Annotated in this window: 21 protein-coding genes and 1 tRNA gene; 12 read left to right on the top strand and 10 right to left on the bottom strand. The window is 67.9% G+C overall.

Annotated elements, in window-relative coordinates; all coding sequences use genetic code 11:
* Positions 1 to 94 precede the first annotated feature (94 nt).
* Together ABL838_RS00750 and ABL838_RS00745 are read left to right on the top strand one after the other, a co-directional pair.
* Complete coding sequence (locus ABL838_RS00750) at positions 95 to 814, top strand: 2OG-Fe(II) oxygenase (RefSeq protein WP_126020570.1); 720 nt, start codon at positions 95 to 97, stop codon at positions 812 to 814.
* A 223-nt stretch (positions 815 to 1,037) separates the two neighbouring features.
* Complete coding sequence (locus ABL838_RS00745; protein WP_418118654.1) at positions 1,038 to 2,990, top strand: adenylate/guanylate cyclase domain-containing protein; 1,953 nt, start codon at positions 1,038 to 1,040, stop codon at positions 2,988 to 2,990.
* On the opposite strand, the gene ABL838_RS00740 is transcribed toward ABL838_RS00745, so the two are convergent.
* Positions 2,987 to 3,430, bottom strand: coding sequence for a YbaY family lipoprotein (locus ABL838_RS00740; RefSeq protein WP_260319317.1), 444 nt, complete (start codon positions 3,428 to 3,430; stop codon positions 2,987 to 2,989). The two genes, ABL838_RS00745 and ABL838_RS00740, sit on opposite strands and share 4 nt — an antisense overlap.
* A gap of 7 nt (positions 3,431 to 3,437) precedes the next feature.
* Positions 3,438 to 5,432 carry an acetoacetate--CoA ligase gene (locus ABL838_RS00735; protein ID WP_418123654.1) on the bottom strand — a complete coding sequence of 665 codons (1,995 nt, stop codon included), beginning with the start codon at positions 5,430 to 5,432 and terminating at the stop codon, positions 3,438 to 3,440.
* Positions 5,433 to 5,533: 101 nt separating this feature from the next.
* Here ABL838_RS00735 and ABL838_RS00730 point away from each other — a divergent pair, with 101 nt between their 5' ends.
* The 8 genes from ABL838_RS00730 to ABL838_RS00695 all read left to right on the top strand — a co-directional run bounded on the left by ABL838_RS00730 (position 5,534) and on the right by ABL838_RS00695 (position 13,167).
* Complete coding sequence (locus ABL838_RS00730) at positions 5,534 to 6,277, top strand: TetR family transcriptional regulator (protein ID WP_369660132.1); 744 nt, start codon at positions 5,534 to 5,536, stop codon at positions 6,275 to 6,277.
* Positions 6,274 to 7,218, top strand: coding sequence for an ABC transporter substrate-binding protein (locus ABL838_RS00725; RefSeq protein WP_418123653.1), 945 nt, complete (start codon positions 6,274 to 6,276; stop codon positions 7,216 to 7,218). Before ABL838_RS00730 ends, ABL838_RS00725 begins: the two co-directional genes overlap by 4 nt.
* Complete coding sequence (locus ABL838_RS00720) at positions 7,215 to 8,072, top strand: ABC transporter ATP-binding protein (RefSeq protein WP_418123651.1); 858 nt, start codon at positions 7,215 to 7,217, stop codon at positions 8,070 to 8,072. The genes ABL838_RS00725 and ABL838_RS00720 overlap by 4 nt, the downstream gene beginning before the upstream one ends.
* The gene (locus ABL838_RS00715) at positions 8,065 to 8,835 is read left to right on the top strand and encodes an ABC transporter permease (protein WP_418123650.1); all 771 of its coding nucleotides are present in this window, start codon (positions 8,065 to 8,067) and stop codon (positions 8,833 to 8,835) included. The genes ABL838_RS00720 and ABL838_RS00715 overlap by 8 nt, the downstream gene beginning before the upstream one ends.
* On the top strand, positions 8,832 to 9,617 hold the full coding sequence (locus tag ABL838_RS00710) for an ABC transporter permease (protein ID WP_418123649.1): 786 nt from the start codon (positions 8,832 to 8,834) through the stop codon (positions 9,615 to 9,617). Before ABL838_RS00715 ends, ABL838_RS00710 begins: the two co-directional genes overlap by 4 nt.
* A 44-nt stretch (positions 9,618 to 9,661) precedes the next feature.
* On the top strand, positions 9,662 to 10,468 hold the full coding sequence (locus ABL838_RS00705; RefSeq protein ID WP_369660136.1) for a cyclase family protein: 807 nt from the start codon (positions 9,662 to 9,664) through the stop codon (positions 10,466 to 10,468).
* 10 nt (positions 10,469 to 10,478) lie between these two features.
* On the top strand, positions 10,479 to 11,804 hold the full coding sequence (fahA, locus tag ABL838_RS00700) for a fumarylacetoacetase (RefSeq protein ID WP_418123648.1): 1,326 nt from the start codon (positions 10,479 to 10,481) through the stop codon (positions 11,802 to 11,804).
* A gap of 322 nt (positions 11,805 to 12,126) precedes the next feature.
* Positions 12,127 to 13,167, top strand: coding sequence for an RNA ligase (ATP) (locus ABL838_RS00695; RefSeq protein ID WP_418123647.1), 1,041 nt, complete (start codon positions 12,127 to 12,129; stop codon positions 13,165 to 13,167).
* 52 nt (positions 13,168 to 13,219) lie between these two features.
* Here the strand turns inward: ABL838_RS00695 and ABL838_RS00690 are convergent.
* From ABL838_RS00690 to ABL838_RS00680, 3 genes are all read right to left on the bottom strand, one after another.
* Positions 13,220 to 13,295 (bottom strand) — tRNA-Gly (locus ABL838_RS00690).
* Between the two features lie 92 nt (positions 13,296 to 13,387).
* Positions 13,388 to 14,293, bottom strand: a complete 906-nt coding sequence (locus ABL838_RS00685; RefSeq protein WP_418123645.1) for an NAD(P)/FAD-dependent oxidoreductase — start codon at positions 14,291 to 14,293, stop codon at positions 13,388 to 13,390.
* Entirely contained in the window at positions 14,283 to 14,744 is a 462-nt protein-coding gene (locus tag ABL838_RS00680; RefSeq protein WP_418123643.1) for an RrF2 family transcriptional regulator, read from the bottom strand. The genes ABL838_RS00685 and ABL838_RS00680 overlap by 11 nt, the downstream gene beginning before the upstream one ends.
* 96 nt (positions 14,745 to 14,840) lie before the next feature.
* Here ABL838_RS00680 and ABL838_RS00675 point away from each other — a divergent pair, with 96 nt between their 5' ends.
* Together ABL838_RS00675 and ABL838_RS00670 are read left to right on the top strand one after the other, a co-directional pair.
* The gene (locus ABL838_RS00675; protein ID WP_418123642.1) at positions 14,841 to 15,818 is read left to right on the top strand and encodes an alpha/beta hydrolase family protein; all 978 of its coding nucleotides are present in this window, start codon (positions 14,841 to 14,843) and stop codon (positions 15,816 to 15,818) included.
* 187 nt (positions 15,819 to 16,005) lie between these two features.
* The gene (locus ABL838_RS00670; protein WP_126020599.1) at positions 16,006 to 16,449 is read left to right on the top strand and encodes an adhesin; all 444 of its coding nucleotides are present in this window, start codon (positions 16,006 to 16,008) and stop codon (positions 16,447 to 16,449) included.
* A 69-nt stretch (positions 16,450 to 16,518) separates the two neighbouring features.
* Here the strand turns inward: ABL838_RS00670 and ABL838_RS00665 are convergent, their stop codons facing one another.
* From ABL838_RS00665 to ABL838_RS00645, 5 genes are all read right to left on the bottom strand, one after another.
* Positions 16,519 to 16,962, bottom strand: a complete 444-nt coding sequence (locus tag ABL838_RS00665; protein ID WP_418123641.1) for a MaoC family dehydratase — start codon at positions 16,960 to 16,962, stop codon at positions 16,519 to 16,521.
* A 10-nt stretch (positions 16,963 to 16,972) separates the two neighbouring features.
* Positions 16,973 to 18,265, bottom strand: a complete 1,293-nt coding sequence (boxA, locus tag ABL838_RS00660) for a benzoyl-CoA 2,3-epoxidase subunit BoxA (RefSeq protein WP_418123639.1) — start codon at positions 18,263 to 18,265, stop codon at positions 16,973 to 16,975.
* Between the two features lie 131 nt (positions 18,266 to 18,396).
* Positions 18,397 to 19,824: a benzoyl-CoA 2,3-epoxidase subunit BoxB gene (boxB, locus tag ABL838_RS00655; RefSeq protein ID WP_418123638.1), complete on the bottom strand. Its 1,428-nt coding sequence runs from the start codon at positions 19,822 to 19,824 to the stop codon at positions 18,397 to 18,399.
* 184 nt (positions 19,825 to 20,008) lie between these two features.
* Positions 20,009 to 21,685 (bottom strand): 2,3-epoxybenzoyl-CoA dihydrolase, encoded by a 1,677-nt coding sequence (gene boxC, locus ABL838_RS00650; RefSeq protein WP_418123636.1) that lies wholly within the window; start codon positions 21,683 to 21,685, stop codon positions 20,009 to 20,011.
* A 150-nt stretch (positions 21,686 to 21,835) separates the two neighbouring features.
* On the bottom strand, positions 21,836 to 22,780 hold the full coding sequence (locus ABL838_RS00645; RefSeq protein ID WP_184638973.1) for a helix-turn-helix transcriptional regulator: 945 nt from the start codon (positions 22,778 to 22,780) through the stop codon (positions 21,836 to 21,838).
* Positions 22,781 to 22,903 lie beyond the last annotated feature (123 nt).

Here is a 22,903-nt window from a genome sequence, read left to right as displayed (position 1 = left end):
GCTTGGCCCTCCAAAGCCCGCGATGCGAACCGGTGCGGAAAGCCGCGTCCGGAAACGGCCAGCCGCTCGGTGCCGAAGACGGGACACTGCACGCATGACAGCAGCAACCCCAGCCTCCCTGGTCGAAGCCCTCGACTGGCCCCGCATCGAAGCCGACATCGCCGCCCGCGGCTGCGCCACCACCGGCACACCGCTTTTCACCCCGACGGAATGCGCCGCGCTCGTGGCCATGTACGACCGGCCCCGTCATTTCCGCAGCCGCGTGGTGATGCAGCGCCACGGCTTCGGCCAGGGCGAGTACCAGTACTTCGCCTATCCGCTGCCGCCGAAGCTGGCGGCGTGGCGCGCCGCGCTGTACGAGCGCCTCGCGCCGCTGGCCAACGCGTGGGCGGCGGCAATGGGCCAGCCGGCCGACTATCCGGCGGAACACGCCGCGTACCTGGCGCGCTGCCACGCCGCCGGCCAGGAGCGCCCCACCCCGCTGCTGCTGCGCTACGGCGAGGGCGACTACAACTGCCTGCACCAGGACCTGTACGGCGACCTGCAATTCCCGTTGCAGCTCACGGTGCTGCTGAGCGAGCCCGGCAGCGATTTCGCCGGCGGCGAGTTCGTGCTGACCGAACAGCGCCCGCGCATGCAGTCGCGCGCCGAGGTGGTGTCGCTCTCGCGGGGCGAGGCGGTGATCTTCGCGGTCAACCAGCGGCCGGTGGCCGGCACGCGCGGCAGCTATCGCGTGACGATGCGCCACGGTGTGAGCCGCGTACGCTCGGGGCGCCGGCATACGCTGGGCATCATCTTCCACGACGCGCGCTGACGGACGAGCCGCCTCTTTTTTCAGCAGCTTCCCCGGACTGGTCTAGACAGGCTCGAGCCACCGCCGCGCCGTGCAATACCGCACGGCAAGCCGAAGTCGAGCGAAAATCACGCCCGCTTCCGCGCAGCCACGGACCCCGACACCAACGATCGGCGCCGCGGGCCTGACGGAAGCCGGCCCGCGGCTTCGGCCTTGCGGCGTCGAGTGGTTGTCAGGGAGCTGTATGAACAAGAACTCGTCCGGAAACCCGGAAGCGGCTGGAAAGCCGCCGGTCAAATCTGTCACGGGAGCGTCGCCCCCCACGCCGGCGCTCGTCGCACCTCCCGGGCGCTCGCGCCGCTTCCGGGTGGACGTGGGCACCATCGTGAGCGCGGTGGCGCTGGCGCAGTCGCTGCTGCTGGTGTCGCTGGGCTACTGGGGCTCGCAGAGGCTGGTGTCGCGCATCGGCGTGTCGGCGCACAAGTCGAACCACGACCGCACCGAGGACAAGGTGCTGGCCTTCCTGCAGAAGGCGGAATCGGTCATCAACGCAGTGGGCTCCGCGCCCAGCCTGCGCCCAGCGGGCGAGCAATCGGAGAAGACGGCGGAGCTGCTCTGGACACTGCTGCAGCAGTCGCCCGAGCTCGACAGCATCTACGTGAGCAACGAGAGGGGCCAGATGCTGATGGCCCTGCGCTACCCGGTGCCGGCCATGCGCCACATCGAGCTCGACGAAGGCTTCACCACCGAGACCTGGCAGTACAAGCTGCCGCTGGGCGCCGAGGCCAACGTGCAGCAGCGCTACGCCACCCAGCGCCTGGGCGCATTCCGCAGCGACTACGACCCGACCAGGCGCAGCTGGTACCTGCAGGCCTCGAAGGCGGGCGGTCCGGTCTGGACGCAGCCCTATGTGTTCGCCGCCGCGCAGGAGCTCGGCGTGACATACGCGCTGCCCAGCCAGCGCAGCTACCCGGGCGGTGCGCAGAAGCTGGTGGTGGCGGGCGACGTTTCGCTCGGCCGGCTCTCGGAATTCGTGCGCCAGTTCAACAGCGACGGCTACGGCGACAGCGCGCTGCTGAGCGCCGACTTCCGGGTGCTCGCGCGCAGCGACATGCCCGGCGTGCTTCACAAGCTGGAGCCGCCCAGCGGCGTGCTGGGCGCGCTGCACGCCCACATGCTCACTGCCGGCACCGCGGGCAGCGGCAGCGACACGGCGTTCTCCTTCACCTACGAAGGCCGCCGCTACCTGGTGCAGACCTCGCTCATACCGAGCACCGGCTGGCAGCTGGTGAGCTGGGTGCCCGAAGACGTGCTGCTGGGCGACTTGCGCCGTGCCGTGCTCTGGGGCCTGGGGCTGGCGACGGCCTTCCTGGTGATCGCGCTGTTCATGTCGCTGAAGCTCTCGAAGCTGGTGACCGCGCCGGTGGAAAACCTCTCGCACATCGCGCGCCGCATCGGCCTGCTGGAGCTCGACAACCTGCCGCGCGAACCGAGCCGCGTGCTCGAGATACAGCACCTGGACCAGGCGCTGGACGATTCGGCGCGCAGCCTCAAGGCCTTCAGCAAGTTCGTGCCGGTGGACGTGATCAACCAGCTCATCGACGAAGGCCACGCGCTCGCTCCTTCGGGTTCGCCGCGCCGCGTGACGGTGATGTTCACCGACGTGGAGGGCTTCACCTCGATCTCGGAGTCGCTGGACACCGACGTTCTGGTGGGCATGCTCACCGAATACTTCAACCTCGCGACCGGCGTTTTCTCGCGGCACGGCGGCGTGATCGACAAGTTCATCGGCGACGGCATCATGGTGCTGTGGGGCGCGCCCTCCGATCTCAAGGACGCGGAGTACAAGGCCTGCCTGGCCACGCTGGAACTGCACGTGGAGATGGACGAGCTCAACCGCAAGTGGGCCGAGCAGGGCCTGCCCGAGTTCCGCACGCGCGTGGGCATTCACACGGGCACGGTGATCGCGGGGGTGCTGGGCTCGAACGACCGGCTCTCGTACACCGCGTTCGGCGATGCGATCAACGTGGCGAGCCGCATCGAGGGCATCAACAAGCAGCTGGGCACGCTGGCGCTGATCTCGGAAACCACTTTTGCCGGCCTCGACGGCCGGCTGCATGCGCGGCGCATCGAGGAACAGGTGGAACTGCGCGGCCGGCAGACGCGCATGGTGCTCTATGAGCTGGTGATGTCCTAGCGGGGAGCCTGGGTGACGCGCACCAGCACGAGATCGGCGCTGGTGGCACCGCCCTGGGTGAGCACCGGGTACTGCGTGTCGTTGATGAAGAGGAGCTGGTCGCCGCGCGTGATGCGCGCCGATACCGCGTAGCGCATGCGCGGCTCGATGCGCGCGGCATCCACCTTCAGCTCGTAGGCGAAAGGCACCTGCCTGCCGTTGGCCTTGATGCGCTGCTCGGCGAGAACTTTCGAGGGCGCGTCCATGAGCGACACGTCGAGCAGCTGCACCACGATGTCGGCCGCGGGGTCGAGCGCGATGCGTTCGCGGTAGGTGACGGTACCGGTCACGCGCAGCTGCGCGGTACCGCCCGCTGCCGGAGAAGAAGGCACTGCGCAGGCGCTCAGCAGCGAGGCGCCCGCGATGGCGGAGAACATGAGGAGGCTGGTGCGTCTTTTCATCCGCCCATTATGCGGAGGCACGCTGCGCGGCAAAGGCCACGTACCAGTCGAGGCTGCCGGGGTTCGCCATTGCTTCACGGTTGACAACCTTTTCTATAGGCTGGCCCAGCAGCAGCTTCTTGATCGGCAGCTCCTGCTTCTTGCCCGAGAGCGTGCGCGGTATCTCGGCCACCTGGAAGATGTCGTTGGGCACGAAGCGGGGCGACAGCGATGTCTTGATGGCGTTGTTGATCTTCGCGCGCATGGCGTCGTCGAGCGACACGCCGGGGCGCAGCACCACGAAGAGGGGCATGTAGCTGTCGCGGCCCAGGTATTCGAGGTCGACCACCATCGAGTCGAGCACTTCGGGCAGGCCCTCGACGGCGCTGTAGATCTCGCTGGTGCCCATGCGCAGGCCCTGGCGGTTGATGGTGGCGTCGCTGCGGCCGTAGATGATGCAGCCGCCGTCGGTGCCGATCTTTATCCAGTCGCCGTGGCGCCAGACGCCCGGGTAGGTGTCGAAGTAGCTCGACAGGTAGCGCGCGTTACCCTCGTCGCCCCAGAAGTACAGCGGCATCGACGGAATGGCCTTGGTGCAGACGAGCTCGCCCACTTCGCCGATGACGGGCTGGCCCTGTTCGTTCCAGGCCTCGACCGCATGGCCGAGCTCGCGGCACTGCATCTGTCCGGGCACCTCGGGCAGGTCGCGGTTGCCGCCGACGAAGGCGCCGCAGAAATCGGTACCGCCCGAGATGTTGCACCACCACACCTCCTTCGAACCCGCTTCGAGGATCTGCCTCGAGCCCCAGCGCTGCACCTCCTCGGGCAGCGGCGAGCCGGTGCTGCCTAGCGCGCGCACGCGCGAGAGATCGCCGCACTCCTTCGCGACGAGCCCGGCCTTCATGCAGTTGGTGAAGTAGGCCGCGCCCGCGCCGAAGAAGGTGACCTTGTGGCGCGCCACGAAGCGCCACAGCACGCCCCAGTCGGGCTTCTCCTTGCTGCCCGCCGGGTTGCCGTCGTAGATGCAGATGGTGGCGCCGAAGGCCATGCCCGAGAGCTGCGAGTTCCACATCACCCAGCCGGTGGAGCTGAACCAGTGGTAGCGCTCGCCGAAGTTGTTGGCGCCGTAGCTCGCGCCCACGTCGTTGTGCAGCCCGCAGGCGTGCATGGTGAGGATGATGCCGCCCTGCCCGTGCACGATGGGCTTGGGCAGGCCGGTGGTGCCGCTCGAATAGACGATCCAGATCGGGTGGTCGAAGGGCAGCCATTCGGGCTCGAAGGCGGCGACCTCGGCGTCGTCGCGCGCGATGGCCTGCGTCCATTCGACGTCGTGCGGCACCGAGCTCGCGGCATAGGGCGACTTCACGAGCAGCAGCTTCTGCACGCTGGGCAGCTGCCCGCGCAGCTCCCGAAGCACCGCGCTGCGGTCCAGCGGCTTGCCGCCGTAGTGCACGCCATCGACGGCGATCAGCACCTTAGGCTCGATCTGCCTGAAGCGGTCGGCCACCGCGGCCGTGCCCATGTCGGGCGCGCACACGCTCCAGATCGCGCCGATGCTGGAGCATGCGAGAAAGGCGACCATGGTCTCGGGCACATTGGGCATGTAGGCCGCGACGCGGTCGCCGCGCTTCACGCCCAGCGACTTCAGCGTGAGCGCCACCGATGCGACCTGGCGGCGCATCTCGGGCCACGACATCTCGCGCACCTGGCCCAGTTCGTTGTCGCTCACGATGGCGGGCATGCCTGCCGCATGGGCTGCGTCGACGTGGCGCAGCACCTCGCGCGCGTAGTTGACCTGTGCACCGGGGAACCAGCGCGCGCCGGGCATGCGCGATTCGGCGAGCACCGCCGTGTGCGGCGTGGGCGACTCGATGCGGGCGTAGTCCCAGATGCTCTGCCAGAAGGCATCGAGCTCGGTGACGGACCAGCGCCACAGGGCGTCGTAGCTGTCGAATGCGAGGCCGCGCGTTTCGCGCAGCCAGTCCTGGTAGAGGCGGATCTGGGGGATGTTGGGAGCGGGCATTGCACGAGCGTAGCGCCGCGAACGACCGTGCTCAATGAGGGTTGACCTCAGGGTTTGTACGCGTGTTCAATGTTTTTGTACAAGCGTTCAATACGACCCCGATGAGTACCCGCACACCCACCGCAAAGCGCCAGGTCTCGCGCGCCCCGGCACAGGCCGCGGCCGCAGTCGCCATCGAGACTGCGCGGCCCGACCGCAAGCAGGCGATCCTGCTGGCGGCGGAGAAGCTTTTTTCGCAGCACGGCTACCACGTGGTGACGATCCGCCAGATCGCCGAGGAGGCCGGCGTGCCGCTGGCGCTGGTGGGCTACTACTACGGGCAGAAGCACGAGCTCTTCCACGCGATCTTCGAGCACTGGGGCCATTCCATCGAGGCGCGGCTGGCCGGCCTGGCCGCGGTCGACATCGACCCCGACGACGCGCGCACGCTGCCGCGCATCATCGACGCCTTCACCGCGCCTGTGCTGGCGCTGCGCGCGAGCGCCGAGGGCGAGTACTACGCGCTGCTGGTGGCGCGCGAGCTCTATCACGCCACCGAGGAAGCCGACCGCGTGCTGCGTGCCTACTTCGATCCGCTGGCCGAGGCCTACATCGACGCGCTGCATCTCGCGATGCCGCACGCCACGCGCAGCCAGGCCGCCTGGGGCTACCAGTTCGCGCTGGGCTCGCTGCTGCACCACCTGAACGACAGCCGCATCGAACGGCTCTCACGCGGCGAGAACACGCGCGCCGACCCGGCCGTGGCACCGATGCTGGTGAGCTTCATCGTCGGCGGCCTGCGCGCTGCCCTGCCGCGGCCCAAGACCCCACGCAAGAAAACCACTCCCAGGAGACAGAAGACATGATGAAACGACGCACCCTGCTGTCGGCGCTCGCCGCGGCGTCGGCTGCCGCGGCGCTGCCTTCGCGCGCGCAGTCCACCACGAAGATCGTGTTCGGCTACACGGCCGTGACCGACTTCGCATCGGTGTTCGTGGCCGCCGAGGAGGGCTACTTCAAGAAGCGCGGCCTCGACGTGGAGCTCAAGTTCATCCCGCTGAACTCGACGATTCCGGCCGCGCTGCAGTCCGATTCGCTGCAGATCGGCGGCCCCACGCCCTCGGTGTTCCTGCAGGCGGTGGACGGCGGGCTCGACCTGGTGCTGGTGGCCGGCGGCGGCCTCACCTCGAAGACCATCACCGGCTTCGGGCTGGTGGCGCGTGCGGGCTCGGGCATCAAGAGCGCGCAGGACTGCGTGGGCAAGAAGATCGGCGTGCCGGGCCTGGGCGCCTTCCTGCACGTGACCTTCCGCGCATGGCTGAAGGACAGCGGCGTGGACTACCGCAAGGTCAACTTCGTCGAAGCCGCGTTCCCGCAGCATGCCGACCTGCTGCGCGGCGGCTCGGTCGACGCGGTGGTGTCGGCCGACCCGTTCATGAGCCGCATCACCGAGAGCGGCGCGGGCTACGTGGCCTCGTACTACTCGACCTTCCTGCCGGAGAACAACCAGACCATCGTGCACGCCGCCAAGCGCGAGTGGGTGGCGAAGAATCCGGCGGCGGCGCGCGCCTTCCGCGAGGCGCTGGTGGAAGCCGCCGCGTTCATGCAGCAGCCGAAGAACGACGCCAAGGTGCGCGCATCCATCGGCAAGTACATCAAGCTGCCGGCCGACGTGCTCGCCAAGGTGCAGGTCTCGCCGCCCGGCCCCGTGGTGACCGACAAACAACTGTCCTACTGGACAGGGCTGATGAAGGAGCAGGAGATGCTCAAGACGAACATCGACGTGGCGAAGCTGGTGGCGAAGTGATCGCAGCGCCCGCTCAAGTCACCGCGCGTGCCGCATTGCAGGCGGGCGCCTTTCACGCACCGGCCGGCACCGCGGCGCAGGCCGTGCCCTTCCTGCGATTCGACGGCGTGACCATCCGCCTCGGCGGGCGCGAGATTCTTTCGCCCACCTCGTTCGACGTGGCGCGCGGCGAGTTCGTCTGCATCGTCGGCCCCAGCGGCTGCGGCAAGACCACGCTGCTGCGCGCGGCCAGCGGGCTCGTCACGGCCAGCGCAGGCGAGGTGCGGCGCAACGGCGTGAAGATGACCGAGCCCTCGCGCGAAGTGGCCTTCGTGTTCCAGGACTACGGACGCGCCCTGCTGCCCTGGCGCACGGTGGAGGGCAACGTGAGCCTCGCACTCGAGGCGGCCGGTGTGCCCGCGGCCGAGCGCGCACCGCGCATCGCCGACGTGCTCGGCAAGGTCGGCCTCGCGAAGCACGCGCACAAGTTCCCGGTGCAGCTGTCGGGCGGCATGCAGCAGCGCGCGCAGATCGCCCGCTGCCTCGCGCAGAAGCCCGAGCTGATGATGATGGACGAGCCCTTCGGCGCGCTGGACGCGCTCACCCGCCAGAGCCTGCAGGACGAGCTCGCGCGGCTGGTGCGCGAGGACGGGCTCACCGTCCTCTTCGTCACGCACGATCTCGAAGAGGCCATCTACCTCGGCGACCGAGTGATCGCGCTGCAGGCCAACCCAGGGCCGGGCCGGCCCAGCCTCGCGCGGATGATCGACGTGAAGATCCCGCGCCCGCGCGACCAGCTCTCGACCAAGGAGCATCCGGAGTACCTGCACCTGCGCCGCGAACTCTTCGCCTTCATCGAGCAGGGCCATGACTGACGGCCGCTTCTACCGCTGGCTGCGGCCGTGGGTGTTTCCCGTCGTGCTGATCGGCGCCTTCGAGTGGTACGCGCGGCGCGCGGCCGCTCTGGGCAGCGACGCGCTCGCGCCGCCCAGCGCAGCGGCAAAGGCTTTCGTGGGTGCGGCCATGGACGGCTCGCTCTGGACCGCCACCGGCTTCACGCTGGGCACTGCCGCGCTCGGGCTGCTGCTGGGCGCCGTGCTCGGCATCGCATTGGGGGTGGTGCTCGGGCTCTCGCGCCGCGCAGCGCAGTTGGGCTCCGTCTCCATCGAAGTGCTGCGGCCCGTGCCATCCGTCGCGCTGATTCCGCTCGCGATGCTGGGCTTCGGCTTCGGCGTGCGCATGGAACTGGCCATCGTCGCCTTCGCCACCTTCTGGCCGCTGCTGGTGCTGGTGCAGGCGGCGGTGCAGCAGGTCGAGCCGCGGCTGCTCGAGGTCAGCCGCGTGCTGGGGCTTTCGGCGCGCGAGCGCGCGTTCAAGATCGTGCTGCCGGCCATCGTGCCGCGCCTGTTCGTCGCATTGCGCCTCGGCGTGGCGGTGGCGCTGGTGGTGGCCGTGACGGTGGAGATCGCGGCCAACCCCAACGGCATGGGCTACGCGATGATGATCGCGCAGCAGAGCTTCGACCCCGCGCTGATGCTCGCCTGGCTGGGCTGGATCGGCGTCGTGGGCTTCGCGGTCAACGCAGGCATGCTGATGCTGCAGCGCGCGGTGTCGCGGCGCATGGGGGTGCCGTCATGAACGACAACCGCATCGGCCTGTACAGGTTCGGCTCACTGGGCGTGCTGCTGGCGCTGGTCGCGCTATGGTGGGTCGCGAGCAATGCCGGCTGGGTGAGCCGCGTGTTCCTGCCGACGCCGCAGGCCACCTTCGCGAGCCTGCTCGAAGGACTGAATCTCTCGGGAAGCGGCGATAGCGGCGGCGAGCTGCTCGGCTTCACGCACGCCACGGTGGGCCGGATGATCGAAGGCTGGCTGCTCGCCTCGCTCTTCGGCGTGCTGCTGGGCGCGGCTATCGGCGTGTCGCCCCAGGTGCGCGCATGGGTGCAGCCGACGCTCGAGTTCATCCGCCCCCTGCCCGCCTCCGCGCTGCTGCCGCTGGCCATCTCCATCTTCGGGCTGAACCCCGGCATGGTGCTCTTCGTGGTGGCTTTCGGCGCGATGTGGCCGGTGCTGCTGGCCACGGTGCACGGCTTCGCGGCCGTGGAGCCGCGCCTCGCGGAAGTGGCGCGCTGCCTGCAGATGTCGCGCGCGGCGTACATCTGGAAGATGGGCCTTCCCAACGCGATGCCCGACATCCTGGCCGGCATGCGGCTGGCGCTGACCATCGCGCTGATCGTCGCGGTGGTGGGCGAGATGATCGCCTCGCAAAGCGGCCTGGGCCAGGCCATCCTGCTGGCCGCGCGCGCCTTCCGTGCAAGCGACCTGTTCGCCGGCATCGTGCTGCTCGGCCTCATCGGCTTCGTGAGCAATGCGCTGCTGGCCTTCGCGGAACAGCGCCTGCTGCGCTGGCAGCGCCCCTGATTCCTTCGTCTTCTTCCAACACGTACACCCCACAAGGAGTTCCCATGCCACGCAAATTCGTCGACCTCTCGATCTTTCTCGAGAACGATGTGCTCTCCGACCCACCGGCCTTCGCGCCGAAGATCCAGTACTTCACGCACGAGCAGACCTACGAGCAGATCGAGCCCTTCTTTCCCGGCCTGAAAAAGGAAGACCTGCCCGACGGCGAAGGCTGGGCCGTGGAGCTGGTGCAGCTGTCGACGCACAACGGCACGCACCTCGACGCGCCCTATCACTTCCACTCGACCATGGACAAGGCGCTGGGCGAGAAGAAGCCCGCCATCGCGATCCACGACGTGCCGCTCGAGTGGTGCTTCCAGCCCGGCGTGAAGCTCGACTTCCGCCACTTCGCCGACGGCTATGTAGTGACGGCCGCCGACGTCGAGGCCGAGCTCAAGCGCATCGGCCACACGCTGAGCCCGCTGGAGATCGTGGTGGTCAACACCCGCGCGGGCTCGCGCTACGGCCACCCCGACTACGTGTCGGCCGGCGCCGGCATGGGCTACGAGGCGACGATGTACCTGCTGGAGCGCGGCGTTCGCCTCACGGGCACCGACGCATGGAGCTGGGACGCACCCTTCGTGCACACCGCGAAGAAGTACGGCGAGACGCAGGACGCCTCGCTGATCTGGGAAGGCCACAAGGCCGGCCGCGACATCGGCTACTGCCACATCGAGAAGCTGCACAACCTGGAGGCGCTGCCGCCCACGGGCTTCTACATCAGCTGCTTTCCACACAAGATCCGCGGCGCTTCGGCCGGATGGACGCGCGCGGTCGCCATCTTCGACGACGCGCTGATGGCGTCGGCATGAGGCACGGCTCATGAGCATTGCACTCAACCACACGCACGACGTTCACGCGCGCAGCTGGGTCGAATCGGCCAACGCGACGGACAGCGACTTTCCGATCCAGAACCTGCCGCATGCGGTGTTCCGCCGCGCAGGCGCCACCGAGGCATTTCGCGGCGGCGTCGCGATCGGCGACCAGGTGCTGGACCTGGCCGCGCTCGTCACCAAGCAGCAGCTCGACGGCCTCGCGCTCGACGCTGCGAAGGCGGCCGCACTGCCGGCGCTCAACGACTTCTTCGCGCTCGGCAACGCCGCATGGAAGGCGCTGCGCCACGCGCTCTTCGATCTGCTGAAGAACGACGCGCCCATCGCCGCGGTGCAGGCCGTGCGCGAATGCCTCGTGCCGCAGGCCGAAGCCGAATACACCGTGCCCGCGCGCATCGGCGACTACACCGACTTCTACACCTCGATCGACCACGCGCTGAACATCAGCCGCCTGATGAACCCGGACGGCGATGTGACGCCCAACTTCCGATGGATTCCGATCGCGTACCACGGGCGCGTGTCGACCATCGGCGTGAGCGGCCAGCGCTTCCATCGGCCGATGGGGCAGGCGATGGCGCCCGGCGCGAAAGCGCCCACCTATCAGGCATGCGCTCGGCTCGACTACGAGCTGGAACTCGGCGTGTGGATCGGCAAGGGCAACGCACAGGGCGACGCGATTGCGCTCGAACACGCGGACGAACACATCTTCGGCATCTGCCTGCTCAATGACTGGTCGGCGCGCGACATCCAGTTCTGGGAAATGGCGCCGCTCGGGCCCTTCCTCGCAAAGAACTTCGCCACCACCATTTCGCCGTGGATCGTGACCATGGAAGCGCTCGCGCCCTACCGCCAGGCATGGACCCGCCCGTCGAACGAGCCCCAGCCGCTGGCCTACCTGGAGCACGCGACGAACCGCGAGAGCGGCGCGCTCGACATCCGGCTGGAGGTGTTGCTCGAAAGCGAAAAGGCACGCAGGGAGAAGACCGGGCCCTCGCGCCTGTCCTCCACCAGCTTCAGGCATCAGTACTGGACCGTCGCCCAGATGGTGGCGCACCACACCATGGGCGGCTGCAGCCTGAACCCCGGCGACCTGTTCGGCAGCGGCACGATCTCCGGTCCCGGTGAGGGCGAAGCCGGCGCGATCATCGAGTTGACGCGCGCTGGGCAAAGCCCGGTGAAGCTGGCCAACGGCGAACAGCGCGGCTTCCTGGAAGACGGCGACGCGGTGCTGCTGCGCGGCTGGTGCGAGAAGCCGGGGCATGCGCGCATCGGGTTCGGGGAGAGCCGGGGGATGGTGTTGGCGGCGAGGGGTTGACGCCGCCGTAAACACTATTTACAGTCCGACTCCCTTGCGAATCCAACCATGCAGGTTCGCATGGAGAAACTGGCACAGCCACTACAAGCACCCGGAAACATCTTTGTGAACACACCAGCCATCATTGCCGTCACAAGCAGCATCCGTCCCGAGCAGGGCGGCACGCAGCATACGGATCGTCGCGCCTTTCCGGGCGGAGGCAGCGCATAGCAGCGCACACTCCCCTTCAACTCTTTTCAACAAGAGGCCCGGACACCGAATGGTTCCGGGCCTCTTTCTTTTTCGTCACCATCAAGCAGCAAACCACAGGGAGAAAACAACCATGCGCAAACTCGTCACCGTCCGCGTCGTCGATGCCGTCCGCCCCATCCCCGGGGCTGACGCAATCGAATGCGCCATCGTCGAAGGCTGGACCGTCGTCATCAAGAAGGGCGAGTTCGCCGTCGGCGACCGCTGCGTCTTCTTCGAGATCGACTCGTTCCTGCCGCTCGACGACTCGCGCTTCGCCTTTCTGGAGAAGGCCGCGATCACCTGGAACGAACAGCGCGGCGTGCGGCTTCGCACGCTGAAGCTGCGCGGCCAGATCTCGCAAGGGCTGATCCTGCCACTGTCGCAGTTCTCGGAAATCGACGCGCTCGCGCTGGCCGACCCGGCGCTGCGCCAGCACGACTGGGCCGAGTTGCTCTGCATCGACAAGTGGGAGCCGGTGATCCCGGCCTGCCTGTCGGGCGAGGTGGAGGGCGCGTTCCCGGCCTTCATCGCCAAGACCGACCAGGAGCGCATCCAGAACCTCCCGGAGGTGCTGGCGGCGAACGACGGACATGCGTTCGAGGTCACGGTCAAGCTCGACGGATCGAGCATGACCGTGTTCCACAACGCGGGAGCAGTCGGCGTCTGCGGGCGCAACTGGCAGCTGCGTGAAACCCCGGGCAACAGCCTTTGGCGCGTGGCGCGGGAAGACCGCCTGCTGGAAGCTCTTGCGGCGCTGAGCCGCAACGTGGCGCTCCAGGGCGAAATCATCGGCGAGGGCATCCAGGGCAACCCGGAAAAGCTGCGCGGCCAGCAGTTCCACGTCTTCGATGTGTTCGACATCGATCGCGGCAGCTACTGCGGAATGGAAGAGCGCGGCGCCATCGTCGATTCGCTGCGCGCGCTGGGCGCCACCGTACGCACCGTGCCACTGCTCGAAGTGACCGCGCTCGACCGCTTCGGCGGATCGATCGCCGAGGTGCTGGCGTATGCCGAAGGGCCCTCGCTGAATCCGGGCACTTCGCGCGAGGGACTGGTGTTCAAGCGGCTGGACGGCGAGTTGTCGTTCAAGGCGATCTCGAACAGCTACCTGCTGAAGCACTCGGACCGCTGAGCCGAAGCGCAAATGAAAAAGGCCACCTGATGAGGTGGCCTTTTCTGCGATCTGGAGCGGGAAAAGAGTCTCGAACTCTCGACCTCAACCTTGGCAAGGTTGCGCTCTACCAACTGAGCTATTCCCGCGTGAGCCTCAGATTATATAGCGATCTTTGACAGATTTGCCTGGGTCCCGGAAAAAAGTTCTTTTTTCCCCTTTTTCCCTTGCCGGAGTGATTTCAGGCGTCGAACACCATCGAGCGGTGCATCGACACGCCCGCCATCAGCCCGTCCGCCGATGCCATCGTGGCGTTGGAGAACATCATCGCCAGATCGCCCGCGCCGTAGACGCCGGACACGGTCGTCATCTTCATCGCGTCGACGCGCAGCACCTTGCCGAGCGGGCCGTCGTCGAAGGCGCAGCCCAGCCGCTCGGCCAGCGGACTCGCGGGCCGCGTGCGCGGCGCCACGTAGAGCGCCTCGATGGGCACCAGCCTGCCGTCACCGATGCGCACACCGGTCAATTCTTGCCCCTCGCCTTCAAGGCCGGCGATGCGCCCGGGTTCGATGATCACGCCACGCGCCTGCAGCTTCGCGCGCGCCTCGGCATCGGGCCCTTCGCCGCCATTCAGGAAGAGCGTGGTCGGGCCCCATTCGGCGATCAGCAGCGCATGGTCCGGCGGCTGCGCGCCGTGGTGATAGAGCACGCCCAGCTGGCGCTCGCTGAACTCGTAGCCGTGGCAATAGGGACAGTGCAGCACGCTCGAGCCCCAGCGTTCGCCGATGCCGGAAATCTCCGGCAGGCCGTCCTGCACGCCATAGGCCAGCAGCAGCTTGCCGGCCGAGCGGCGCTCGCCGTTGCTCAGCGATACGGTGAATCCACCTGCCTCCTCGGCACCCGCATCCACCACGGCCGCCTCGACGAACTCGACGCTGGGATACGCAAGCAGCTTCTCGCGCGCATCCGCAATCATCTTCAGGGGCGGCACGCCGTCCTGCCCGAAGAAGCCGTGCGACGCGGCCGCGAAGCGGTTGCGCGGCGCGCCGGTGTCGACGACGCAGACCTTGCGCCGCGCCCGTGCAAGCTGCATCGCAGCGGAAAGGCCGGCAAAGCTGCCGCCCACGATCAGAGCGTCATGATGCATGTTCGATGTCCTTCAATGTGAAGCCGCCGCCTGTCATGCGGCGATGGAAGTCCCTGGAAAGATCGGCCAGCGTGATGCTGTTGAAGCGCCTGAGCAGCAGCGCCTCGGCCTCGTCGCAGACGCCGTCGAGCGCCGCGTTCACCGCCTGCTCGACGATGCACCCCGGGCTCTCGGTGCGATTGCCCATGGCCAGCAGCGCGGGCGCGCCCACCGCGTTGTGGACGTCGCCCAGCGTCACCGCCGACAAGGTGCACGACAGCACCCACCCGCCGCCATGCCCCTTGGCCGAACTCACGAACCCCGCCTGCCGCAGGCCGGCCATGAGTCGGCGCACGACCACCGGGTTGGTCTGCATCGCAACCGCGAGCGACTCGGAGGTGACGGGCGTCTTCATCTCGGCCATGTGCAGCAGCACGTGGAGGACGGCGGAGAGCTTGCTGTCGCGTTTCATGCAACATTATGAGTTGCGTGTGTTTGCCATGACGGGCGAAAGGGTCTTGCATCGCCCCGGGCGGCGAGAATCGGCCCGGCTGCACTTCCCCCTGCCATGACACCCGCCCCGATCACCCTGCTCGACGCCGCGCCCGGCGACGGCCCGGTCACGGTGTTCTATCCCTCGGCCGACGCAGCCCGACCGACCCAGCGCGCCCGCTTCACGCTCGACTTGGCCGTGCAAGGCGCGCCAGTGCCCGGCAATGGCCGGCTGGTGATCGTCTCGCACGGCTCGGGCGGCGCGCCGTGGGTGCATGCGGACATCGCGCGCAGCCTGGTCGAGGCCGGCTTCGTGGTCGCCATGCCCGAGCACAAGGCCGACAACTACAAGGACGACAGTGACCCCGGCCCCGACAGCTGGACGATGCGCCCAGCCGAGGTTTCGCGCGCCATCGACGCGGTGGCACGCGACCCGCGCTTCGCGCCGATGCTGCGGCTCGACAAGGTCGGGATGTACGGCATGTCGGCGGGCGGCCACACGGCCCTGAGCCTGGCCGGCGGGCGCTGGTCGCCGGCCGCCTTCGCGCGGCATTGCGAGGCGAACCTGGTGGACGACTTCCAGTCCTGCGTCGGCCTCATCACGCGGCTGACCGGTGGCCCGCTGGACGGCATCAGGAAATGGGCGGCGCTCTTCGTCATACGCCACCGCTTCGGCGACGACGTCGCGCCGCGCGAGCACACCGATCCACGAATCGCGGCCATCGTGGCGGGCGTGCCTTCCTCGGCCGATTTCGACATGGCCTCGCTGGCCGATCCGCGCGTGCCGCTGGGCCTCATCATCGCCGGGCAGGACCGCTGGCTGATCCCGCGCTTTCACAGCGACCGCGTGCTCGCGGCCTGCCTGCCGCGCTGCGAGCTGATCGCCGACATGCCCACCGGCGGCCACGGCGCGCTGCTCTCGCCACCCCCGCCGGGACTGAGCGGGCTGATCGGCGACATGCTCGACGACCCACCGGGCTTCGACCGCCAGAACGTGTTGCCGGATGTGAACACGAAGACAACGGCTTTCTTCTGTAAGCATCTGTTGCCTTGATGGGCCGAACGTCGATCCGGGGGCCTAACGCACGAGCCCCCGATTTCGCCGACGGCCGATTCCCACGCGAGCGGGCGAAAGCGGCGCACATGGCGACAGATCGCGGCACAGCCATGGTTGCACCCGGATCGATCGAACCCGATCGGTCCATGAAACCGTGACCATGCAACGAAAGGAATAGTCACCCATGAAGCAACAGCATCAACACAAGCGCATCGTCCTCGGCACCCTGCTCGCAGGCATGCTGGCCATCGGCGGCGTCGCCCAGGCGCAAGGCGTCGGGGTGGGCGTAGGGGTCAATGCCGACGTGAATGCCTCGGGCTCCACCGCAGGCACACGCGGCGGTGCGGGTGCGGCAACCGGCGCCAACGCCGGTGCCGGCGCGAACACCAATGCCGGCGGCGCAGTGAGCGGCGCCACGGGCACGGCCGGCAATGCCGTCGGCGGCGTGCTGGGCGGCGCTACCGGCGCGGTGGGCGGAGCAACGAATGCCGTGGGCGGCGTGACCAACACCGTGGGCAACACGCTCGGCGGCGCGACAGGCGCCGTGGGCTCGGCCGGAAGCGCCGTGAAGGCGCCTGCCGTGGGCGCGAAGGCCCATGGGTCGGGCGCAGTCGACGTCAAGAAATAACGACGGCAGCCACCCGATGACAAAGGCCCGCGGTGCCCAGGCACCGCGGGCCTTTTCACGTTGCGTCGTTCAGTCGGCCGGCTTGAGCTTGAACAGGCTCGTGACCTCCGCATCGAGCACCATCAGCTCGCGCTGGTTGAAGAGCCGCCAGCGCCATCGCAGGATGCCGAGCGACGGCCGCTTCTCGGAGCGGCGCACTTCGATCACGTCGGCTACCAGCCTCAGCGCGTCGCCCGGCCGAACGGGGTTGGGCCAGCGCACATGCTCCAGCCCTGGCGACGCGAAGGATTCCGAACCGGCGAGCGCGGCCTGCACCACCAGCTTCATGGCGATGGAGCAGGTATGCCACCCGCTCGCGATGAGCCCGCCGAAGGGACTTTCCGCAGCGGCTTGCGCATCGACATGGAACCACTGCGGGTCGTAGGCCCGCGCGAACTGCAGAAGCTCGGCCTCTGTGAGCACATAGGGCCCGGCCTCGATGACCTGGCCCGCGTGGAAGTCGGCGAACTTCATCCGCCGCGGCTCAGTAGGTCTCGAGATGCAGGCGGCCTTCGCGCTTGAGCGCCGCGCCCACCGTGTCCCAGTCGAGTCCGGCTTCCTTCGCCACGTCGCGCAGCGCGAGCACCACGCCCTCTTCCATGCTTTTCAGGCCGCACACGTAGAAGTGGCTGGCCCCGTCCTTCAGCAGCGCGGCCAGGTCGGCGGCGCGCTCGCGCATCAGGTCCTGCACGTAGCGCTTGGGTTGCCCCGGCGTGCGCGAGAACGCGAGGTTGATGTCGATGAAGTCCTTGGGCAGCGACTGCAGCGGGCCGAAGTACGGCAGCTCCTGCTGCGTGCGCGCGCCGAAGAACAGCATCAGCTTGCCGCCTTCGAACTTGCCGCTCTTGCGCAGCCGGCGGCGCCACTCGGTCATGGCGCGCATCGGGGCGCTGCCGGTGCCGGTGCAGATCATCACGATGTGCGACTTCGGATGGTTCGGCATCAGGAACGAGGAGCCGAAGGGCCCCACCACCTGCACCGTGTCGCCCACCTTCAGGTCGCACACGTAGTTGGAGCACACGCCGCGCACGGGCGTGCCGTCGTGGTCTTCGGTGACGCGTTTCACGGTGAGCGAGACGTTGTTGTAGCCGGGCCGCTCGCCGTTGCGCGGGCTGGCCACCGAGTATTGGCGCGCATGGTGGCGCTTGCCCATGGCGTCGGTGCCGGGCGGCACGATGCCGATCGACTGGCCCTCGAGTACCGGGAACGGCACCACACCGAAGTCGAGCACGATGTGATGAGTCTCGCTGTCGAAGCCAGCCTCGGTGCAGTTGTAGTTGCCCACCACGGTGGCGGTGGTCGGTGTCTTCGGCGGAAAGAGGTTGGTGTAGGCGTGCGCGGCCGACCAGGGCGGCACGGTGGCGCCGTACTGCGCGGAGTTGAAGGCCGGCTCCAGCGACTCGACCGCTGCCTGGGCCTGCGCCTGGGTCTGCGCGGGCACGGCAGCCTCGGCGCCGCCGGCGGCCTCGGCCGACACGCCGGCCGCTTCGAGCTCCTCGGGCGAGAGCTCGGCGGGCAGCGATTCCCACGTGAACTGCTCCTCGATGGAGTACGCGCGCACCAGCGGCATGGTGCGCCAGTTGTCGATCGAGCCCGTGGGGCACGGCGAGATGCAGGCCATGCAGCCATTGCAGACGTCGGCGCGCACGACGTAGTTGTTGTCGTCGTGCGTGATCGCGTTGACCGGGCAGGTGGCCTCGCAGGTGTTGCAGCGGATGCAGATCTCGGGGTCGATCAGGTGCTGCTTGATGACTCCGGCTTCGACGGCCATGTCCATGTTCTTTCTCCTTTCCCTCTCCCCTTGGGGAGAGGGTCAGGGTGAGGGGGCAGCAGCTTGTCGTGGGGACGCTGCCACCCTCACCCCCGCCCTCTCCCCGAGGAGAGAGGGAGTCATACCCCAATTGCAGATCAACCGAACCGCACGTACTCGAAATCCACCGGCTGGCGGTTGATGCCCATCACCGGCGGCGAGATCCAGCCGGCGAACTTGCCCGGCTCCACCACGCGGCCCATCAACGATGCCACGAAAGCGAAGTCTTCGGCACTGGGCAACCACTCGTCGCGCTTGGCGGCCCATTCCACGTCGTTCACCACGCGGCCTTCCGGCGACATCTTGATGCCGGCGAGCGCGCCGATCTGGCGGTTGAAGGCCTTGTGCGGCACCACCAGGCGAGTCGGGATGCCGGCTTTTTCCAGCACCTTGTTCCAGCGGCCCACGCCGGCCACCGAGTCCTTGATGAAGTCGTCGCGCAGCACTTCGTTGAGCGCGTTGAGCATCGGCACTTCCTTCTCGACGAGCTGGCCGTCCTTCACCTCGAGCACCTTGTAGGTCTGGCCCTTGAGCACGTGGTCGTCGGTGCGCTTGCCTTCTTCGTAGCGGCCCTTCAGGCCCGAGCTGTAGAAGATGGCGGCGTTGCTCGACTGGTCGGCACCGAACAGGTCGATGGTCACGCTGTAGTGGAAGTTCAGGTAGCGCTGGATGGTGCCCAGGTCGATGGCGCCGGCGGCGCGCACCTTCTGCGGGTCGTCGGTCTTGAGTTCGTTCATGACCTGCGCGGTGCGCGCGATGACGCGCGACACGCCGCTCTCGCCCACGAACATGTGGTGCGCTTCCTCGGTCAGCATGAACTTCGTGGTGCGCGCCAGCGGATCGAAGGCGCTCTCGGCCAGCGCCGACAGCTGGAACTTGCCGTCGCGGTCGGTGAAGTACGTGAACATGAAGAACGCGAGCCAGTCGGGCGTGCGCTCGTTGAAGGCGCCCAGGATGCGCGGGTTGTTCTCGTCGCCCGAGGTGCGCTGCAGCAGCGCCTCGGCTTCCTCGCGGCCATCGCGGCCGAAGTGCTTGTGCAGCAGGTAGACCATGGCCCACAGGTGGCGGCCCTCTTCCACGTTGATCTGGAACAGGTTGCGCAGGTCGTACATGCTGGGCGCGGTGAGGCCCAGGTGGCGCTGCTGCTCCACCGACGCGGGCTCGGTGTCGCCCTGCGTCACGATGATGCGGCGCAGGTTGGCGCGGTGCTCGCCGGGCACGTCCTGCCAGGCCTTCTCGCCCTTGTGGTCGCCGAAGTGGATCTCGCGGTTGGCGTCGCCCGGGTTCAGGAAGATGCCCCAGCGGTAGTCGCGCATCTTCACGTGGCCGAACTGCGCCCAGCCCTGCGGATCGACGCTCACCGCCGTGCGCAGGTACACCTCGTGGTTGGTGGAGCCCTCGGGGCCCACGTCGTCCCACCAGTTGATGAAGTTCGGCTGCCAGCCTTCGAGCGCACGCTGCAGCGTGCGGTCTTCGCCGAGGTTGACGTTGTTGGGGATCTTCTCGCTGTAGTTGATCGTGCTCATGGGGGGTTCCTTCCGAATACACACAAACTCGGGACCGAACGCAGAAGTCGCGAAGGTTTCGCAGAAGCCGCAGAAGAAAAACCAGGGAAGGTTCTCGTGATTCTTCTTCTGCGGCTTCTGCGTAGCTTTTGTCTTCCTTCTGCGTTCGGCTGTTCTTGTCTCTTCCTGTGGTCCTGTATTTGCCTCAGACCCGGTTCAAATCGAAGCCGGCTTTCTGGCCGGTGCCGTAGACCTTCAGCGCACCCTTCTCGCCCACGGCGTTGGGGCGGTTGAAGATCCAGTTCTGCCAGGCCGAGAGGCGGCCGAAGATGCGGGTGACCATGTTCTCCTTGCTCGCGAAGCGCAGGTTGGCTTCCAGGCCGGTCAGGGAGTCGGGCGACATCGCGGCGCGTTCCTCGATGGCGATGCGGATTTCGTCGTCCCAGTCGATGTCGTCGGGAGCGGCGGTCACCAGGCCCAGCTTCAGCGCCTCGTCGGCATCGAGCGCCTTGCCGGCGGCGGCGCGAGCGGCTTCCAGCGGCGCGGCTTCTTCATAGAAGCGGCGCTGCAGGCGGCTCTGGTCGTTCACCATCGGGAAGAAGCCGAAGTTGAATTCGTCGAGCGTGAGCCTGGGCGCGCGATCGGCGTCGTCGGGCAGCGCGAGCATGTAGGCGCGGTCGGCCGCGAAGGCCAGTTCGGCCAGCGTGCCGGCGAAGCAGGAGCCGGCTTCGATCAGCGCAAAGAGGCTGCGCGAGGACACGTCCAGGCGCGCCAGCGTTCGGCGCAGCGCGCCGATGGTCTCGCGCACCAGCCAGTGGTCCTTGTTGGCGAGCATCACGGCGTCCGACGCGAGCACGGCGGCAGCGTCGCCCTCGGTCTTGAGCAGCCAGGTGCCGATGTCGAGCTCGTTGGTGCGCAGGTTCAGGATGGCGTCGTCGAGTTCGCGGCACATCGCGAGCGGCCACCATGCGGCGCCGGCTGCCTCGATGGCGGCGATGTCCGACGGCTGCGCGCCGGTGGGCGCCTTCACTGTGATGGTGGCGGTGCGCTTGCTGCGGTCGATCCGCACGTCGACGTTCGCGTACGAGATGCCGTCGGCGCTGTCGGTGCGCTCCAGGCGGGTCAGCGCCACGCCCTTGCCGTTGGCCGGGCGGTCGCTGCCGGCGGCGAGCTGCGAAGCGCGCTCCTGCACGGCGGCGGCGAACTGCGCGGGCTTGGCGACGGCGTCGACCAGGCGCCAGTCGACCGCGCGCTGGCCGCGCACGCCTTCGACGCTGGTGCAGAAGATGTCGGCGAGGTCATGGCGCACGTGGCGCTTGTCGGTCACGCGGGTCAGGCCGCCGGTGCCGGGCAGCACGCCCAGCAGCGGCACTTCGGGCAGCGAGACGGCGGAAGAGCGGTCGTCCACCAGCAGGATCTCGTCGCAGGCCAGCGCCAGCTCGTAGCCGCCACCCGCGCAGGCGCCGTTGACGGCCGCCAGGAACTTCAGGCCCGAGTGCTTCGACGAGTCCTCGATGCCATTGCGCGTCTCGTTGGTGAACTTGCAGAAGTTCACCTTCCAGGCGTGGCTGGAAACGCCCAGCATGAAGATGTTGGCGCCGGAGCAGAAGATGCGGTCCTTGCCGCTGGTGACGATCACGCTGCGCACCTCGGGGTGCTCGAAGCGCACGCGGTTGAGGGCGTCGTTCAGCTCCACGTCCACGCCCAGGTCGTAGCTGTTGAGCTTGAGCTTGTAGCCGGGGCGGATGCCGCCGTCTTCCGCGATGTCGAGCACGAGGCGCGCGATGGCGCCGTCGAAACTCAGCGACCAGTGGCGGTACTGGCCGGGTTCGGTGCGGTAGTCGACGCGCTGGGGCGCCTGGAGCGTGATGGTGTCGGTCATGCGGAAGTCTCCTGTGGGGCAGTGTTCGGAAACCGTGAACAGGAAAGATAATGCACTTTCTTGCTCCGATGACATGCATCATGCTGCATGCACACAGGCAAGTCAATGCCTGCTGCACTTTTTTTCAGATTTCAGGAGTCCGGAAGGCGCCTAGACCAGTCCCATGGACTGGCGGACGGCCGCACGCAGGGCCTGGAAGCTCTGCGGGAGCGTCTTGCCGCTGGTGTCCACCGACAGGTCGGCCTTCGAATAGAAGGCGGCGCGGCCGTTCAGGATGCGGCGCAGGTCTTCCATCGCTTCCTTGCTGGCGGCCATCGGGCGGGTGTCGCCCTGCGCGGCCACGCGGCCCATGTGCTCCTCGGGCGCGGCCTGCAGCCACACGGTGGTGCAGTGCGCGAGCAGCTCGTTGAAGGTGGCCGGGTCGGAGACGATGCCGCCGGGCGTGGCGATCACCACCTCGCTGTAGATCTGCACCGCTTCTTCGAGCGCGCGGCGCTCGTAGCGGCGGTAGGCGTTGGTGCCGTACAGGTCGTGGATCTCGCGCACGCTGCAGCCGGCGAGCTTTTCGATCTCGCGGCTGAGCTCGATGAACGGGATTTCCAGGTCTTCCGCCAGCATCTGCCCCAGCGTCGACTTGCCCGCGCCGCGCAGGCCCACGAGCGCGATGCGCCGGTGCCGCGCCGGGTCGACCGAGGCGGTGCCCAGCAGCTCGCCGATGGCCACGCGCACGCGGCGCAGGTCGGCCTCGCTGCGGTTCTCCAGCAGTTCGCGGATGAGCAGCCACTCTGGCGAGCTGGTGGTCACGTCGCCCACGAGCTCGGCCAGCGAGCAGTGCAGCGCGCCAGCCACCTGTTGCAGCACCAGGATCGATGCATTGCCGATGCCGTATTCGAGATTGGCCAGATGGCGCTCCGACACGTCGGCCGCGACAGCCACCGCCTTGCGCGTGAGCCCGCGCTGCGCGCGCAGGTTGCGCACGCGGTCGCCCAGCGCCGACAGCAGCGGATTCTTCGCCTCCCCGGCGACGGCCTGGCCCGGCGCGCCGTTGCCGCTTTCAGGCGCGGCGGCCAGCGCCGCGTCTACATGCTCGTTCATGCAATTCCTCGTTCTTCGCCGGGATTGTGCGCGCTCAGGGTAAACACCATAGATGCACTATATTGCTTGACACTCATTGTCTCGATGCTTATTGTTCGGCCACACGCAAGATACTGCACACTC

It is taken from the genome of Variovorax sp. 160MFSha2.1, from assembly GCF_048305075.1.
Lineage (GTDB): Bacteria > Pseudomonadota > Gammaproteobacteria > Burkholderiales > Burkholderiaceae_C > Variovorax > Variovorax guangxiensis.
The sequence above is the reverse complement of the archived record's forward strand: the minus strand, read 5'-3'. Positions and strand labels throughout refer to the sequence as shown.